Below are 14,927 nucleotides of genomic sequence, written 5' to 3' on the forward strand. Positions count from 1 at the left end.
CAGTCCGGTAATGCCGGGTCGCTGCTGTATCTCAAAAGGTGGCCGGAGTGAACGGGGAGTGACGGAGTGAGAATGAAATCAAGACTGGCCTACGCGGCGCTGCTGCTCGCCCTGATCTGGGCGCCTGCTTCCCTGGCTCTCGGCCTCGGGGATGTGGAGCTGCGTTCCCACCTCAATCAGCCGCTGGATGCCCGCATCGCTCTGGTTTCTCCCACCGAGGAGGAGCTGGACGCGCTTGAGGTGCGGATGGCCTCGCCGGAGCATTTCGAACGGTACGGCCTGGATCGCGGCGCGCTTCATGCTCGTATCCGCTTCGAACTGGTTCGGGACGGCCGGGATTCCTATATCCAGGTCAGTACCGAGCAGCCCGTCCGTGAACCCTTCGTGTCTTTCCTGGTGGAAGCACGCTGGGCCGCTGGCCGCCTGCTGCGGGAATACACTCTGCTGCTGGATCCGCCGGATTTTGCTCCCGGCGAAGCGGCCGAGCCCGAGCGTCCCGTGGCGGAACGGGAGGAAGAGCCCCGACGCCCGGAACCCCGCCCTGAGCCGCGTCCGGAACCGCGAGCGGAAGCTGAACCGGAAGTCAGCGAGGAAGTCCGAGAGGAACCGCGCCGGGTTGCCCCGGAAGTGGAATTGGGCGGTCGTTATGGACCCATTCGTCGTAATCAGACCCTCTGGGACATTGCCAATCAACTCCGTCCCGACGGTGTTTCCGTCAATCAGATGATGGTGGCTTTGTTTGAAGCCAATCCCGGTGCCTTTGACGGCAACATCAATCGTCTCCGACAGGGAGCGGTCCTTCGCGTCCCCGAGCGAGCCGAGCTGGGCCAGGTCGCTACGACCACCGCCAATCGCGAGGTAGCCCGGCAAAACGAGGAATGGCAGCAGGGGCGGACTCGCGTCGCGGAGGCCCCGGAGCGTGAGCGCCGCGACGAACTTCGCCTGGTAGCCCCGGGTGAGGAGGATACCGAGGCTGTCGGGGTCGGTACCGAGGAGCAGCAGGAACGGCTGGCCGAACTGGAAACCGAGCTGGACCAGGTTCGCACCGAGCGTGACATGGCGGAGGACGAAGGTGAGGCCCTGCGCGGTCGGGTCGGCGAACTTGAAGAAGAGATCGAAGAGCTTCGCCGCATGGTGGAGCTCAAGGACGAACAACTTGCCAGTCTGCAGCAGCGTGTCCGGGATGAAGACCTGGACGAGGGTCTTGAGGAGACCCCCGTATTCGCTGATGAGCAGGAAGAGGCCCTTGAGGAAGAGGAGCGGCTGGCAGAGGCTCGCGAGGAAGACGAGTCGGAAGTCATCGAGGAAGAAGACGAGGATGAGCTGGTGGTAGCCGTCGAAGACGACCCGGTGGCCGATGAGCCCGAAGCTGGGGCCGAGGAAGAGCCGGAGGCTCGACCTGAGCCGGCCCGGCCGGAGACCCGCTTTACGGATGACCCGTCCATGCTGTCTCGAGTCATGGCGGCCCTTGGCAGTCCCGCCGGCATGGGGGTGCTTGGGGCATTGGTGTTGGCAGCAGCCCTGAGTCTGGTTGCCGTGCGCCGTCGCCGGGCCGCTGCCGAGACGGCTGGACTTGGCGGCGATGGTGAAGCAGCTGATTTCGATGCAGACGGCGAAGACTTTGCGGCCGCAGAGGATGCCGGTGATCTCGAGGATGTGAATCTGTCTGATGAGGCCGATTCGGTTGCTGAACCGGATGCCGAGGCAGGCGATGCCGGTGGCCTCGATGAATCACAGATTGAGACAGTGGTGGAAGAGGCGGATTTCCACATCGCCTACGGCACCTTTGACAAGGCCGTGAAGCAGCTGGAGGAAGCCCTGGAACAGCATCCTGGCGAGGGTCAGTTGCATCTCAAGTTGCTGGAAACCCACTTTGCCGCCAGCGATGCCGAGGCTTTTGTCTCCGCCGCTGAACGCATGAGATCAAAACTGGGTAGCGACAGCTCCGAGTGGTCGGAAGCAGCGCGCCTGGGTCGAGAAATTGCCCCCAATAATGCCCTGTTTGCGGGGGTCGCTGCGCCTGAGCCGGCGGTAGAGCAGGAAGAAGAAGCGGATCTGACTCCGCCGGAAGCTCAGACCCTGGAAGTGGAGCGGCGTCCCGCCGAGGATACCGAGGAGATCCAGATCGATTTGGGTGACAGCGAAGATCTGGATGCAGGCACTGATCAGGCTGAGGAAGAGGAAATCGGTTTTGATCTGCCCGACATGGACGCGGATGCCGAATCCACCGATGCCGGTGATGTAGCCGCCCCCACCGAGGAAAGTTCCGGCGACGAGGAACTGAGTTTCGATCTGCCGGACCTGGACGACGATGGTGGGCAGCCGTCGGCGGAAACCCCGTCCCAGGACGATGCGCCCGCGCCAGCAGACGAGGACTTCTCCCTGGATGAAGAAGCCGCGCGCGTCCTTGATCGCTCCCTTGAGGAAGAGGACAGCGGCAAGGATGAAGGTGAAGATCTGGATTTCCCGACGGTGGATGTGCCACCGGAGAAGGCCAGCGAAGCCTTTGGAACCGACTCCCAGGCTCAGTTCGAGAAGGCCTTTGAAGAGCTCTCAAGCTACATGGGCAGTGAGGAAGAGGGCAAAGCCTCCAGTGCCGAAGCCCCCGGCAGCACCACCGATGATGATGTTGCTGGTGGCGGCATCGACTTCGGTGACGATGACGACGATCTGCTGGATCTGGGTGACGACGACTCCGATGAGATGGGAGAGATCGATACCAAGATTGATCTGGCTCGTGCCTATATCGATATGGGTGACAGCGAAGGTGCCCAGGGGATCCTCGAAGAAGTTCTTGAGGAAGGCAATGAGGATCAGAAGAAAGAGGCCCAGTCCCTGCTCGACGGGATCTGATGTCGGTGTAGACGAGCGACAAAGGCCGCCGGCCCCTTGGCCGGCGGCCTTTGCTTATGGCCTGGCCCTGCCCCCGTACCGATAAGTGACTCCATGCCACATGTTCGTGCCCACCTATTGCTGGTGCTGTTCACGGTAATCAGCCTCCCATGGCAGGACGGTCGCGTGATAGTGGGCCTGTTGGTCCTGCTACTGGCTTGGCATCTGTGGCAGGGGGCGGCTGCCATGACCAGCCTGGGGCGCGGGGTCTGGCGCCTGAAATGGCTGCTCCTCGGCCTCATGCTGGTTTATTTGTGGTTGCCTGGGCGGGAGCCACTCGCGGATGCCTGGTGGCCGGCAATGGAGCGGGGCCTGGTGTTGCTGGCCATGTTTGCCAGCGTACACACGCTCCTGTTTTCCACCCCGCCGGACCGGCTTGGCGCTGCTCTTGCCGAAGGGTTGAGCCCGCTGGATCGTGTCCATTTGCCGGGATCCATTTTTGCACGGCGGCTGGCCATGCTGCTGGCGCAAGCCGTGGAAGAGCGCCGTTCCCTGGCGCAAGACACAGTGGGCGGCGGTGGCTGGTTCAGTTGGATTCCGCGCCGACTGGCCGGGGAGATACGACGGATGGAGGCCCGGGCCGCGGAGCCGGCGGACGATTTTCCGCCCCTGCCAGACCTGGGGCCCACCCCGTGGCATGACTGGCTAATATGTATCCTCGCCGCGCTGGCCTTGCTGACTCTGCTATGGATCTGACTGGATAATCACGCGATGACGACTGACAAGGGACAGATGTGGGTGGCCGGCCTGGAGTACGACGGCAGCGGTTTCCGGGGCTGGCAGGCCCAGCAGCCGGGGGTTCGCACGGTGCAGGAAGTGTTGACCGCTGCCTTGTCACGGGTGGCTGACCACCCGCTGGAGGCGGTTTGTGCCGGACGGACCGATGCTGGCGTTCATGCACTGGGGCAGGTGGTACATTTTCAGAGCCCCGCGCCGCGGCCTCCTCGGGCCTGGCTGCTGGGCTGCAACAGTGCCTTGCCCGATGACGTCAATCTTCGCTGGGTCGAGCCCGTCGATGACGACTTTCATGCGCGTTACTCGGCGCACTCGAGAAGCTATCGTTATGTGTTCTGGAATCGCCCGGCACGGACTGCCCTGGGCCGTCAGCGGGCCTGCTGGGTTTACCATCCTCTGGATGCCGCCGCCATGCATCGGGCGGCCCAGGCGCTGATCGGGGAACACGACTTCAGTGCCTACCGTGCGGTTGCCTGCCAGTCGCCAACACCCATGCGTTTCGTGGAAGCCATTTCGGTCCAACGGGAGGGTGACCTGGTGGTCATGGATATCCGCGCCAATGCCTTTCTGCATCACATGGTCCGCAATATTGCCGGGGTCTTGATGGCGGTCGGCAAGGGGGATGCGGAGGAATCATGGCCGGCCGATGTGCTGGTCGGCCGGGACCGGACGCGCGGGGGCGTGACGGCGCCAGCGGAGGGGCTTTATTTCCACGGTGTTCGCTATCCCGATTTTCCCGCCATTGACCGCCTCAGCAAGCCTTCTCATGAGCCCATGTTGCCGGGGCCGGCCATCCCGGGGCAGTGAGTCCGGGTCGGCTTTCTGTTAAGGTTTAAGGCATGTGCCTGCCCATCCCGGCAGTTTCCTTATCAACAGCGATAATTTGCGCGGCAGAGGCAACCCGCTCCACATGCAGCCCCGAGTGAAGATCTGTGGCATCACCACGGCCGAACAGGCCCGCTGGGCTGCCGAGGCCGGCGCGGACGCCATTGGTCTGGTCTTTCACGAGCCAAGCACTCGCGCCGTCGGGATACAGCAGGCCACCGACATCATTGCAGCCATACCGGCCTATGTTTCCGTGGTCGGATTGTTCATGAACCCGGATGCCGCCCAGGTGCGGACGGTGCTCGAGCGACTGCCGCTGGAAATGCTGCAGTTTCACGGCGAGGAGAGTGCCGATTTCTGTCGCCGCTTTGGCCGTCGCTACGTCAAGGCCGTGGGCATGTCCGGGGAATTGGATCTGGAGCAGGCCAGTCAGCTCTATCCGGATGCTGCCGCTCTACTGGTGGATAGCCATGCCGGCCGCCGTGCCGGTGGTACCGGTGAGCGTTTTGACTGGAGTCGACTGCCTTCCCGGCCCGATTTTGATCTGGTCCTTGCCGGCGGTCTGGCTCCAGGCAATGTCGCCGAGGCGATTCGCGTCGTCCGGCCCTGGGCGGTGGATGTCAGTTCCGGCGTGGAATCGGCGCCGGGGCAGAAGGATCCGCAATTGATGTCGCGATTCATAGAAGAGGTGCAAGGTGTCGGCCAAAGCAAAGAATCTGAGTGAGCTTCCCCCGAATGGATACCGCCAGCTGCCCGACGCACAAGGGCATTTCGGCATATTTGGCGGCAGTTTCGTGTCCGAGACCCTGATGGGGCCGGTCGAGGAGCTGCGACAGGCGTACGAATCGGCACGCCAGGACCCGGCGTTCCAGCGTGAAATTGCCCGCGAGCTGGGGCGTTTCGTGGGTCGTCCCACCCCCCTGTATCCCGCTGATCGCCTCAGCGAATGGGCCGGCGGAGCCCGTATCTGGCTGAAACGGGAAGACCTTTGCCATACCGGTGCCCACAAGGTGAACAACACCGTGGGGCAGGCCATTCTTGCCCGACGGATGGGCAAGCCGCGGGTGATTGCCGAAACCGGGGCCGGTCAGCATGGTGTCGCATCGGCTACCGTGGCAGCCCGGCTGGGCCTGGAATGCGTGGTCTACATGGGCGCCGAGGATATGCGTCGCCAGGAAGCCAATGTCTTCCGGATGCGACTCCTGGGCGCCAAGGTGGTGCCGGTGGAATCCGGCTCCCGCACCTTGAAGGATGCCCTCAATGAAGCCATGCGCGATTGGGTGGCAAACGTGGACGACACCTTTTACATCATCGGCACCGTCGCTGGCCCCCATCCCTATCCCATGATGGTGCGGGATTTCCAGTCAGTCATCGGCGAAGAGGCCCGGGAGCAAATGCAGGCCGATGCCGGTGTGCTGCCGGATGCCGTGGTGGCCTGTGTGGGTGGCGGTTCCAATGCCATCGGCATTTTTCACCCCTTCCTGGACGATGACCAGGTCGCCCTCCATGGTGTGGAAGCGGCAGGCGACGGGGTGGAAACCGGTCGTCACGCGGCGCCATTGAGCGCCGGTCGGCCCGGGGTGCTGCATGGCAATCGAACCTATCTGATGACGGACGAGGATGGGCTGATCATTCATACCCATTCCATTTCCGCCGGCCTCGACTATCCCGGCGTCGGTCCCGAACACGCCTGGTTGAAGGACGTGGGGCGGGCCGAATACGGTCATGTGACCGACCGAGAGGCCCTGGATGCCTTCCATCGCCTCAGTCGCACGGAAGGCATCATGCCGGCGCTGGAATCGGCTCACGCCGTGGCCCATGCCATCAAGCTGGCGCGACGCCTCGGCAAGGGCAAGCATGTGCTGGTGAACCTCTCCGGGCGAGGTGACAAGGATATGCACACGGTCGCCGCCGAAGAGGGGGTGTCGCTGTGAGCCGGATCGAAGCACGTTTCAAGACCCTGAGCGCGGCCAATCGGGCCGCTCTGATCCCCTACATCATGACCGGTGATCCGTCACCGGATGAGACCGTGGCCGTCATGCATGGCCTGGTGGCGGGGGGTGCCGACATGATCGAGCTGGGCATGCCTTTCTCCGACCCGGTCGCTGACGGCAGTATCATTCAGGCTGCCGGCGAGCGGGCCCTGGCCGCCGGTCAACGCCTCAAGCACAGTCTGGCTGCGGTTCGCGCCTTCCGGGAGACAGACCAGGACACGCCGGTCATCTTCATGGGCTACCTCAACCCGGTGGAAATCATGGGCACTGAGGCCTTTGTTCAGTCTGCTGCGGAGGCGGGGGTGGATGGTCTGCTATTGGTAGACTCCCCACCCGAGGAATCCGCGGAGCTGGCGCCGGCGGTGCGCGAGGCCGGTATGGACATGATCTTCCTGGTGGCACCCACCACCAGCGAGGTCCGTCGTCGCCGAATTGCGGAGCTGGGCAGCGGTTTCGTTTATTATGTGTCCCTCAAGGGCGTGACCGGGGCCGGCGGACTGGATGTGGACGCGGTCGCCGAGAGCCTCGCCGGTTTGCGGCAGCACACCCAGCTGCCACTGGGCGTGGGCTTTGGCATCCGTGATGCCGACAGTGCGGCCGCCGTGGGGCGGGTGGCCGACGCCGTGATCGTTGGCAGCGCCCTGGTGGAACATCTTCATGCAGCGGCGGGGCAGGGTGAAGAACCGGCCCGGGCCGCTCGTCAATTCATCGAGCCTCTGCGCGAGGCCCTGGACGGGGCGCGTAGTGGCGGCAATGCAAAGGACGTGGCCTTGTCATGAACTGGTTCAAGCGACTCGTTCCCTCCCGTATCAAGACCCAGGGGCGCAGCCGTAGCGTGCCGGAAGGGCTGTGGACCAAGTGTCCGGCCTGCGATTCGGTGCTCTATCGTTCCGACCTGGAGCGCAATGAGCATGTCTGCCCCAAATGCGGCCATCACATGCGCTTGCGTGCCCGTCGCCGTCTGGAAATGTTTCTGGATGCGGACTCCGCCGCCGAGTTGGCGGATGGGGTGGAGCCCGTGGATGCCCTCAAGTTTAGGGACAGCAAGAAGTATCGTGACCGCATCGTCCAGTCGCAGAAGAAGACCGGTGAGAAAGATGCCCTGGTGGTCATGAAAGGTCGGCTCAAGGGCATGCCCGTGGTCGCCTGCGCCTTCGATTTCGCTTTCATGGGCGGCTCCATGGGTTCGGTGGTCGGTGAGCGCTTCGTCCGTGCGGCCACCGCTGCCTCGGAGGCCAATTGTCCTCTCATCTGCTTTACCGCCAGTGGTGGCGCCCGCATGCAGGAAGCCCTGCTGTCTCTGATGCAGATGGCCAAGACCAGCGCTGCGCTTGCGCGCTTGTCCGAACAGGGCGTTCCCTTCATTTCCGTACTCACTGACCCCACTACCGGCGGCGTCAGCGCCAGCCTGGCCATGCTGGGCGACCTCAATGTCGCCGAACCCAAGGCCTTGATCGGTTTTGCCGGTCCCAGGGTGATTGAACAGACCGTGCGCGAGACCCTGCCGGAAGGCTTCCAGCGCAGTGAGTTTTTGGTAGAGCATGGGGCGGTGGACATGATCGTGGATCGTCGCGAGATGCGCCAGCGCCTGGCCAATGTGCTGGCCATCATGACTCGCCAGCGCCTGACCCAGGTCTGATCGGCCGGGGCAGTTGCGGGCAATGAAACCAGCCGGCCAGCCTGCTCCTACCGCGCCCGGCCCCAAGGCCGGATTGACGCAGTGGCTGCGCTGGCTGGAAGGCCTGCACAGCAGTGCCATCGACCTGGGTCTGGAGCGTCTTCGGCCGGTCTGCCAGGCCATGGGGCTCGACCGTCCTCCCTTTCGTGTTCTCACCGTGGCCGGTACCAATGGCAAGGGCTCATCGGTGGCAGTCGCCGCAGCCCTGCTGACCGCTGCCGGACATCGCGTGGGCAGCTATACCTCGCCCCACCTGATCGATTTCAACGAACGTATCTGTATTGACGGCCTTCCGGCCTCCGATGCCGAGATCCTCCAGGCCTTTCAGGCCGTGGAGGCCGCCCGTGGCGCCATCAGTCTCAGTTATTTCGAATACACCACCCTGGCCGCGCTGGCGATCTTTCGACAGCGCGGGGTAAGCCATGCCGTGCTGGAGGTCGGCCTGGGAGGCCGTCTCGATGCGGTCAATGTCATTGATGCCGATGTGGCATTGCTGACCCGGGTGGCACTCGACCATGCCGAGTGGCTCGGTAACGATCTTGCCGGCATTGCCCGGGAGAAGGCCGGTGTCTGTCGGCCGTCCCGACCCGTTGTGGTGGCGGACCGAGATGGACCTTTGGCCGAGGCAGCCCGGGAAACGGGCGCGCGGCCGCTGCTGCTTGGGAAGCGTGACTTTGTCTGGGGCCAGGACGGAGATAGCTGGTTCTGGGAATCCAACGAAGCGCGGCTGGATGGGCTCGGGCTCGAGCCCTGGTGGCATATGCCCTGGCAGCGGGCCAACGCGGCCGCGGCCATGCAGGCGGTGTCGTTGCTGGCGCCGGAGGTTCTGGCCGATGCGGGGCGGGTCCGTCAGGTCCTGTCCACGCTGCAGCCCCCCGGCCGGGTTCAACGACTGGCCGGCCAGCCCGAAACCCTGCTCGATGTGGCCCATAATCCGGATGCCGCCCTGGCCTTGATGGATTATTTGCGTGCCCGACCCGTGAATGGGCAGACCCGGGCCATCATTGGTATGCGCGCGGACAAGGATATTGCTGGTGTGGTGACGACATTGGCCGGTGAAGTGGACGAATGGTGGCCTGCTGATTTGTCCGCTCAGGGGGGGCTCAGTGCCGAGGGCCTGGATCAGCGCATCCATGTTGCTTGTCCTGCCGCCCACACCCGAGTGAAGAATGCCGACCCGGTTGAGACCTGGCTTGCGGCCCGGGCCAGCGCCAACCCCGGCGACCGCTTGCTGGTGCTTGGTTCCTTCATGACCGTCGGCCCCGTGTTGCGCCAGGTCGATGCTGCGGGGCACACTGTGGGTATTGGCAATCGCTGATCGATTCGGGAGCGTACCGTCTTGGACCGCAAGCTTAAGGAACGCCTGATTGGCCTGGTGGTGTTGCTCACACTGGCGATCATCATCCTGCCCATGATGCTTGGCGGGCCAGAGGAGGGTGAGCGTTCGGTGCGTCTGGACCGCCCTCAGGATGAGCGGGAATTGCCGGTTACCCGGCTGGACCTGCGGGAGCGGGATGCCCGGGATGAGTCCCCGGAGGAGGACGATGATGATCTGTTTCGTCCAGAACCCGAGGAAGACGATGATGAGCTGGTCCAAGTGAGCCCGCTGGATGAGTCGGACCCCCGTCGGGCGGATGAAGGCGAGCCTGAATCCGAGCCTGAACCGGAGCCGGAGCCGGAACCCGAGCCGGAACCCGAGCCGGAACCCGAGCCCGAGCCCGAGCCCGAGCCCGAGCCCGAGCCCGAGCCCGAGCCCGAGCCCGAGCCCGAGCCGGAGGAGTCTGCCAAGTCCGAAGACGAAGCGGTCCCTGGTGCCCCTGCCGGCAGCGGCTGGAGTGCCCAGGTTGGCAGCTTTGGCGATCGGGAGAATGCCGAGCGCCTGATCGCCCAGCTGCGGGACGAGGGTTTTCAGGCCTTCATCATGCGCTATGAGCGGGATGAGCAGGTCTTGTATCGGGTCCGTGTGGGGCTGGAGACTGACCGGGAGTCGGCGCAGGGTCTGGCCAGGCGGATTGAATCCCAGACCGGCCATAGTGCCAGTCCCGTGCCCCACCCCTGAGGCTCTCTGATCTGGTAGAATTCCGGCTCGCGTCCGTCCGGCCTATTCGAGCCGGACTCTCGAGGGAAAGCGTGCGGGGATTGGATGGGGCATGGTCTGGGTCGATTACTTCATAGTCGCGCTTGTCATCATATCCGCATTGATCAGCCTCATGCGGGGCTTCGTCAAGGAAGCCATCTCCCTGGCCACCTGGATCATGGCTTTCTGGGTGTCCCTGACCTTCGTGGATACCCTGGATGCCATGCTGACGGGCACCATCGAGACGCCCACCGTGCGCTTGCTGGTCGCCTTCGCTTCCCTGTTCATCGTGACCTTGATCATTGGAGCCATGATCAATCACTTCGTCAGTCTGGCGGTCAAGAAGACCGGCCTGAGTGGCACGGACCGCATGATTGGCGTGGTCTTCGGCACTGCCCGTGGTGTGCTGGTGGTAGGCGCACTGGTCCTGCTGGGCTTGGTAACGGAAGTCAATCGGGATCCCTGGTGGAATGAATCGGTATTCATCCCCTTGATGGAACCCATTGCCACCTGGATGGCGGGATTTCTGCCCGACAACCTGGTCCAGGACCTGGATCTGCTTTGAGCGGCACACCCTTCTGAACATATCGTAAGTAGAGGAACTCGCCATGTGTGGCATCGTGGGGCTGATGGGTACTTCCCCCGTCAATCAGGCAATCTATGAAGCCTTGACCGTCGTCCAGCATCGTGGTCAGGATGCGGCAGGCATCATGACCTGTGAAGGAGAGAGGCTGTTCCTGCGCAAGAGCAATGGCCTGGTTCGGGATGTTTTCGAAACCCGGCACATGCTCCGGCTGCGAGGAAACCTGGGGATCGGTCACTGTCGTTATCCCACCGCCGGCAGTTCCAGCTCGGCGGAGGCTCAACCCCTCTATACCAACTCACCTTACGGGATTGCACTGGCCCATAATGGCAATCTCACCAATGCCACCGAGTTGCGGGATCTCCTGTACCGGGAAGATCTGAGGCACCTGAATACCGACTCGGATTCCGAGATCCTCCTGAATGTCTTTGCCCATGAGCTGCAGCAGGGTGGCAAGCTGCAACTGAGTCCCGATGATATTTTTTCCGCGGTGAGCGCGGTTCATCGTCGCTGTCGTGGGGGCTATGCCGCGGTGGCCATGGTGACCGGTTATGGTCTGGTGGCTTTTCGCGATCCCTGGGGAATTCGTCCCCTTGTCTTTGGCTCTCGCGAGACCGAGCATGGGCGGGAGTACATGGTGGCCTCGGAGAGCGTGGCCCTGGATGTGCTGGGTTTCGAGCTTGAACGGGACCTGGCGCCGGGCGAAGGCATCCTCATCGACATGGATGGCAAGCTCCATTCCCGCCAGTGTGCCGAGAAGCCTACGACCAATCCCTGCCTTTTCGAGTTTGTCTATTTCGCCCGCCCAGACTCCATTATCGACGATGTCTCGGTCTACAAGGCCCGTCTGCGCATGGGGGATACCCTGGCCGAGAAGATCAATCGGGAATGGCCCGATCACGATATCGATGTGGTCATCCCCATCCCTGACACCAGCCGTACCGCCGCACTGCAAGTGGCCTTCCAGTTGGGTGTGAAATATCGCGAAGGCTTCATGAAGAACCGCTATATCGGCCGAACCTTCATCATGCCCGGGCAACAGCAGCGCAAGAAGTCCGTGCGCCAGAAGCTCAATGCCATCGATCTGGAGTTCCGCGGCAAGAATGTTCTCCTCATCGATGACAGCATCGTGCGTGGGACAACCTCGCGTCAGATCATTCAGATGGCGCGAGATGCCGGGGCGAACAATGTCTATTTCGCCTCTGCCGCGCCGCCGGTCCGTTACCCAAATGTCTATGGCATCGACATGCCGGCGGCCAGCGAGCTGATTGCCCATGAGCGCAATAATGCTGAGATTTGCGAATTGATCGGCGCCGATCGCTTGTTCTATCAGGAATTGCCGGATTTGCTGGAGGCCATCCGTCGAGGCAATCCGGCCATCAAGGGTTTCGATACCTCGGTCTTTGATGGCCAGTACGTCACCGGTGATGTGAGTCCGGACTATCTTTCCAGACTGGCGCAGGAGCGCTCCGATGGCGCCAAGCAGGAGCGTGAAGCCAATTACCCGGGCGTGATCGATCTGCATAACTCGAATTGAAGATGCCGCCATGACTGCAGGACACAAGGCACCAAGAGATCTGCTGCTTCAGCTGTACCGGGAAGGTGTCGCCTGCATGAGCGGTCGTCGGCTGGTCCGAATGGCCCTGGAAAACGATCCGGAAGCACCGCCGACGCACTTGCTGGCAGTGGGAAAGGCATCCTTGTCCATGGCCGCCGGCGCTCTGGACTCCCTCTCCCGACCTCCCAGTCAGGCCCTGGTAATTCATCCCGATGATCAACCCGCCTCGGCCATGCCTTCCTGGGTTGAGTGCATTGCTGCTCAGCATCCCCTGCCCGGTGCGGGCAGTTTTCTTGCTGGCACTGCTGCCGAACGCTTCATTGATGAGCTGCCCACCGATGCCCGCCTGCTGGTGCTGATTTCCGGGGGCGGTTCCAGTCTGATGGCGGCGCCAAGAGACGGCGTCAGTGAAGAACAGTTGTTCTCCGTACACGAATGGTTGCTGGCGTCGGGATTGGATATCGTCGAAGTGAACCGGGTTCGCCAGGCCATTTCCCGGATCAAGGGCGGGGGACTGGCTCGTCGTCTGGGTGAGCGTGACGCCCGCGTGCTTTGTATTGCCGACATACCGCCGGGCATGGATGCGGCCCTGGCCTCCGGGCCATTCCTGCCACCGTTGGAGGGGGCACTGCCTCTGCTGCCTGACTGGGTCAGTATTCTCACTGCTCCTGTAAATCCATCTGGCGTGCCCCGAATCCCCCACCATCTGCTCGCCGATGCGGCCATATTTCGTGAAACCGTGGCCGATCTGGCCGGCCAGCAATCCTTGCCGGTGGCAGCATCACCCCGCTGGCTGGAAGGGGATGCCGCCGATGTGGGGCGGGAGTTGGCCGAAGCAATCCTTGCATCCGAGCCCGGTATATTCATCTGGACGGGGGAAACCACGGTGGAATTGCCCGCCACGCCCGGGCGGGGTGGCCGCTGCCAGCAGTTGGCCCTGGCGGCGGCGGATCGCATTGCCGGCGAGGACGGTTGCTACCTGCTGGCCTGTGGCAGTGACGGTCTTGATGGTCCGGAGGGTGATGCCGGGGCCGTTGTGGACGGCGGCACTGTGGCACGCGGAATGGAAGCCGGCTTGAGTATGGAGGATGCCTTGGATTACGCGGATGCCGGCCGGTTCCTGGCTGCCAGCGGGGACCTGGTGGACACCGGTCCCACCGGTACCAATGTCAATGATCTGATAATCGGTTTACGGACTCAGTAATGGCTCGCGAAGTTGATCCATCCCTCACCGAGGGCATACGGGAATTTCTGCCTTGCCCGACACCGGACGCCTGGGTGGCCGAGGCCCTGAAGCAGGAAGAAACCCTGCTGATCGATCATGCCCATTGCGAACGCAAGGCCGCGGCCACCGCCATGAAGCTCATGCATGACCATGCCGAGTGGGATGAGCTGCAGGACAAGATGTCTCGTCTGGCCCGTGAGGAGCTACGGCACTTCGAGCAGGTGTTGGCCATCATTCGTCGGCGTGGCTACCGCTATCGTCGCATTGCCCCGTCTCGTTATGCTGCGGGCTTGCGGGAGGGCGTGCGCGCCGGTGCTCGGGAGAAGCTGGTGGATCTGCTCGTCTGTGGGGCCTTCATTGAAGCCCGCTCCTGTGAGCGGTTCGAACGTCTGGCACCGGAGCTGGATGAAGAGATCGGCGGTTTCTATTATCGCCTGTTGCGGTCCGAGGCTCGGCACTTCAGGGACTATCTCCATTTGGCGGAACAGTTCAACCAGGCACCGGTGGACGATCGGGTTGTGGCGTTTGCCGAACTTGAAGCTCAGCTCATCACCCGGCCTGACTCTCAGTTCCGCTTCCATTCCGGGCCACCCCGGCCCGTTCAGGACTGCCGCCCGGCGCTACCGTGACTCAAGCGGGATCGTTTGAAGGTCGTACTGGCCGTCGCTGACACGCAGGACGCTGCCCTGTTCGTACCAGTCCCCGAGCACGATGCGCTGGGCGGGTTGGCCGTCAACTTCGATGTCGTGGATGGCAGGCCGATGGGTATGACCATGAATGAAGCGGCGGACACCGGCCTCCTTCATGGCTTCCTCGACGGCCTGCTTGTTCACATCCATGATTTCCATGGACTTTTCCTGGCCTCGGGCCATGCTCTCCGCTCTTGCACGCTTGGCGAATTCGATCCGTTCCGCTACCGGCTTGGATAGAAAATCCTGTTGCCAGGCCTCGCTGCGTACCAGCTCCTGGAACGCCATGTAGTCGTGATCATCCACGCACAGTGAATCGCCGTGCATGAGGAGTACCGGCTCGCCATGCAGATCAATGACGGTGGGGTCAGGCAGAATCTCGAAGCCACTGGCCCGGGCAAAGTCGTCGCCCACCAGAAAGTCCCGATTGCCTCGCATGAAATAACAGGGCACCCCGCTGTCGCTCAGGGCCTTCATGCCGGCCACCACTTCCTGATCGTGGGGGGGCATGGCATCGTCACCGATCCAGGCCTCGAAGAGGTCGCCGAGGATGTACAGCGATTCGGCTTCGCGAGCCTCCCCGTCGAGAAAATCCAGAAACAGTCCAGTGATTTCCGGGCGCGAGGGAAACAGATGCAGATCGGAGATGAACAGGGTGCTAGCCATCGTTT

General features: G+C 62.9%; 14 protein-coding genes. 13 read left to right on the plus strand and 1 reads right to left on the minus strand.

Features of this window, described 5'->3' with window-relative positions; translation table 11 throughout:
• Positions 1 to 72: 72 nt before the first annotated feature.
• The 13 genes from VCB98_RS01725 (at position 73) to VCB98_RS01785 (ending at position 14,196) form a co-directional block, all read left to right on the plus strand.
• Positions 73 to 2,853 carry a motility hub landmark protein FimV gene (locus VCB98_RS01725; RefSeq protein ID WP_346049841.1) on the plus strand — a complete coding sequence of 927 codons (2,781 nt, stop codon included), beginning with the start codon at positions 73 to 75 and terminating at the stop codon, positions 2,851 to 2,853.
• Between the two features lie 93 nt (positions 2,854 to 2,946).
• On the plus strand, positions 2,947 to 3,588 hold the full coding sequence (locus VCB98_RS01730) for a hypothetical protein (protein WP_346049843.1): 642 nt from the start codon (positions 2,947 to 2,949) through the stop codon (positions 3,586 to 3,588).
• Positions 3,589 to 3,603: 15 nt separating this feature from the next.
• Entirely contained in the window at positions 3,604 to 4,434 is an 831-nt protein-coding gene (gene truA / locus VCB98_RS01735) for a tRNA pseudouridine(38-40) synthase TruA (RefSeq protein WP_346049845.1), read from the plus strand.
• 103 nt (positions 4,435 to 4,537) lie between these two features.
• The gene (locus VCB98_RS01740; protein WP_346049847.1) at positions 4,538 to 5,176 is read left to right on the plus strand and encodes a phosphoribosylanthranilate isomerase; all 639 of its coding nucleotides are present in this window, start codon (positions 4,538 to 4,540) and stop codon (positions 5,174 to 5,176) included.
• Positions 5,148 to 6,386 carry a tryptophan synthase subunit beta gene (gene trpB / locus VCB98_RS01745; RefSeq protein WP_346049849.1) on the plus strand — a complete coding sequence of 413 codons (1,239 nt, stop codon included), beginning with the start codon at positions 5,148 to 5,150 and terminating at the stop codon, positions 6,384 to 6,386. The genes VCB98_RS01740 and trpB overlap by 29 nt, the downstream gene beginning before the upstream one ends.
• Positions 6,383 to 7,225 (plus strand): tryptophan synthase subunit alpha, encoded by an 843-nt coding sequence (gene trpA / locus VCB98_RS01750; protein ID WP_346049851.1) that lies wholly within the window; start codon positions 6,383 to 6,385, stop codon positions 7,223 to 7,225. The genes trpB and trpA overlap by 4 nt, the downstream gene beginning before the upstream one ends.
• Positions 7,222 to 8,085 carry an acetyl-CoA carboxylase, carboxyltransferase subunit beta gene (gene accD / locus VCB98_RS01755; RefSeq protein WP_346049853.1) on the plus strand — a complete coding sequence of 288 codons (864 nt, stop codon included), beginning with the start codon at positions 7,222 to 7,224 and terminating at the stop codon, positions 8,083 to 8,085. Before trpA ends, accD begins: the two co-directional genes overlap by 4 nt.
• Positions 8,086 to 8,107: 22 nt before the next feature.
• On the plus strand, positions 8,108 to 9,442 hold the full coding sequence (gene folC / locus VCB98_RS01760) for a bifunctional tetrahydrofolate synthase/dihydrofolate synthase (RefSeq protein WP_346049855.1): 1,335 nt from the start codon (positions 8,108 to 8,110) through the stop codon (positions 9,440 to 9,442).
• 21 nt (positions 9,443 to 9,463) lie between these two features.
• Complete coding sequence (locus tag VCB98_RS01765; RefSeq protein ID WP_346049857.1) at positions 9,464 to 10,183, plus strand: SPOR domain-containing protein; 720 nt, start codon at positions 9,464 to 9,466, stop codon at positions 10,181 to 10,183.
• A gap of 91 nt (positions 10,184 to 10,274) precedes the next feature.
• On the plus strand, positions 10,275 to 10,766 hold the full coding sequence (locus tag VCB98_RS01770) for a CvpA family protein (protein WP_346049859.1): 492 nt from the start codon (positions 10,275 to 10,277) through the stop codon (positions 10,764 to 10,766).
• 43 nt (positions 10,767 to 10,809) lie between these two features.
• Positions 10,810 to 12,321: an amidophosphoribosyltransferase gene (gene purF / locus VCB98_RS01775; protein WP_346049861.1), complete on the plus strand. Its 1,512-nt coding sequence runs from the start codon at positions 10,810 to 10,812 to the stop codon at positions 12,319 to 12,321.
• Positions 12,322 to 12,331: 10 nt separating this feature from the next.
• Positions 12,332 to 13,546 (plus strand): glycerate kinase type-2 family protein, encoded by a 1,215-nt coding sequence (locus VCB98_RS01780; RefSeq protein WP_346049863.1) that lies wholly within the window; start codon positions 12,332 to 12,334, stop codon positions 13,544 to 13,546.
• Positions 13,546 to 14,196, plus strand: a complete 651-nt coding sequence (locus VCB98_RS01785) for a MiaE family protein (RefSeq protein WP_346049865.1) — start codon at positions 13,546 to 13,548, stop codon at positions 14,194 to 14,196. The genes VCB98_RS01780 and VCB98_RS01785 overlap by 1 nt, the downstream gene beginning before the upstream one ends.
• On the opposite strand, the gene lpxH is transcribed toward VCB98_RS01785, so the two are convergent.
• A complete protein-coding gene (gene lpxH, locus VCB98_RS01790) occupies positions 14,188 to 14,922 on the minus strand; it encodes a UDP-2,3-diacylglucosamine diphosphatase (RefSeq protein WP_346049867.1) in 735 nt (244 codons plus the stop codon). The genes VCB98_RS01785 and lpxH overlap by 9 nt on opposite strands.
• Positions 14,923 to 14,927: the final 5 nt, after the last annotated feature.

Source organism: Natronospira elongata, assembly GCF_034931365.1.
Classification (GTDB): Bacteria; Pseudomonadota; Gammaproteobacteria; order Natronospirales; family Natronospiraceae; genus Natronospira; species Natronospira elongata.

Coding starts and splice junctions, on each gene's coding strand:
- VCB98_RS01770 (WP_346049859.1), top strand. CDS start 10,275: ATGGTCTGGGTCGATTACTTCATAGTCGCGCTTGTCATCATATCCGCA.
- VCB98_RS01785 (WP_346049865.1), top strand. CDS start 13,546: ATGGCTCGCGAAGTTGATCCATCCCTCACCGAGGGCATACGGGAATTT.
- truA (WP_346049845.1), top strand. CDS start 3,604: ATGACGACTGACAAGGGACAGATGTGGGTGGCCGGCCTGGAGTACGAC.
- VCB98_RS01730 (WP_346049843.1), top strand. CDS start 2,947: ATGCCACATGTTCGTGCCCACCTATTGCTGGTGCTGTTCACGGTAATC.
- VCB98_RS01740 (WP_346049847.1), top strand. CDS start 4,538: ATGCAGCCCCGAGTGAAGATCTGTGGCATCACCACGGCCGAACAGGCC.
- accD (WP_346049853.1), top strand. CDS start 7,222: ATGAACTGGTTCAAGCGACTCGTTCCCTCCCGTATCAAGACCCAGGGG.
- VCB98_RS01725 (WP_346049841.1), top strand. CDS start 73: ATGAAATCAAGACTGGCCTACGCGGCGCTGCTGCTCGCCCTGATCTGG.
- VCB98_RS01780 (WP_346049863.1), top strand. CDS start 12,332: ATGACTGCAGGACACAAGGCACCAAGAGATCTGCTGCTTCAGCTGTAC.
- purF (WP_346049861.1), top strand. CDS start 10,810: ATGTGTGGCATCGTGGGGCTGATGGGTACTTCCCCCGTCAATCAGGCA.
- lpxH (WP_346049867.1), bottom strand. CDS start 14,922: ATGGCTAGCACCCTGTTCATCTCCGATCTGCATCTGTTTCCCTCGCGC.
- folC (WP_346049855.1), top strand. CDS start 8,108: ATGAAACCAGCCGGCCAGCCTGCTCCTACCGCGCCCGGCCCCAAGGCC.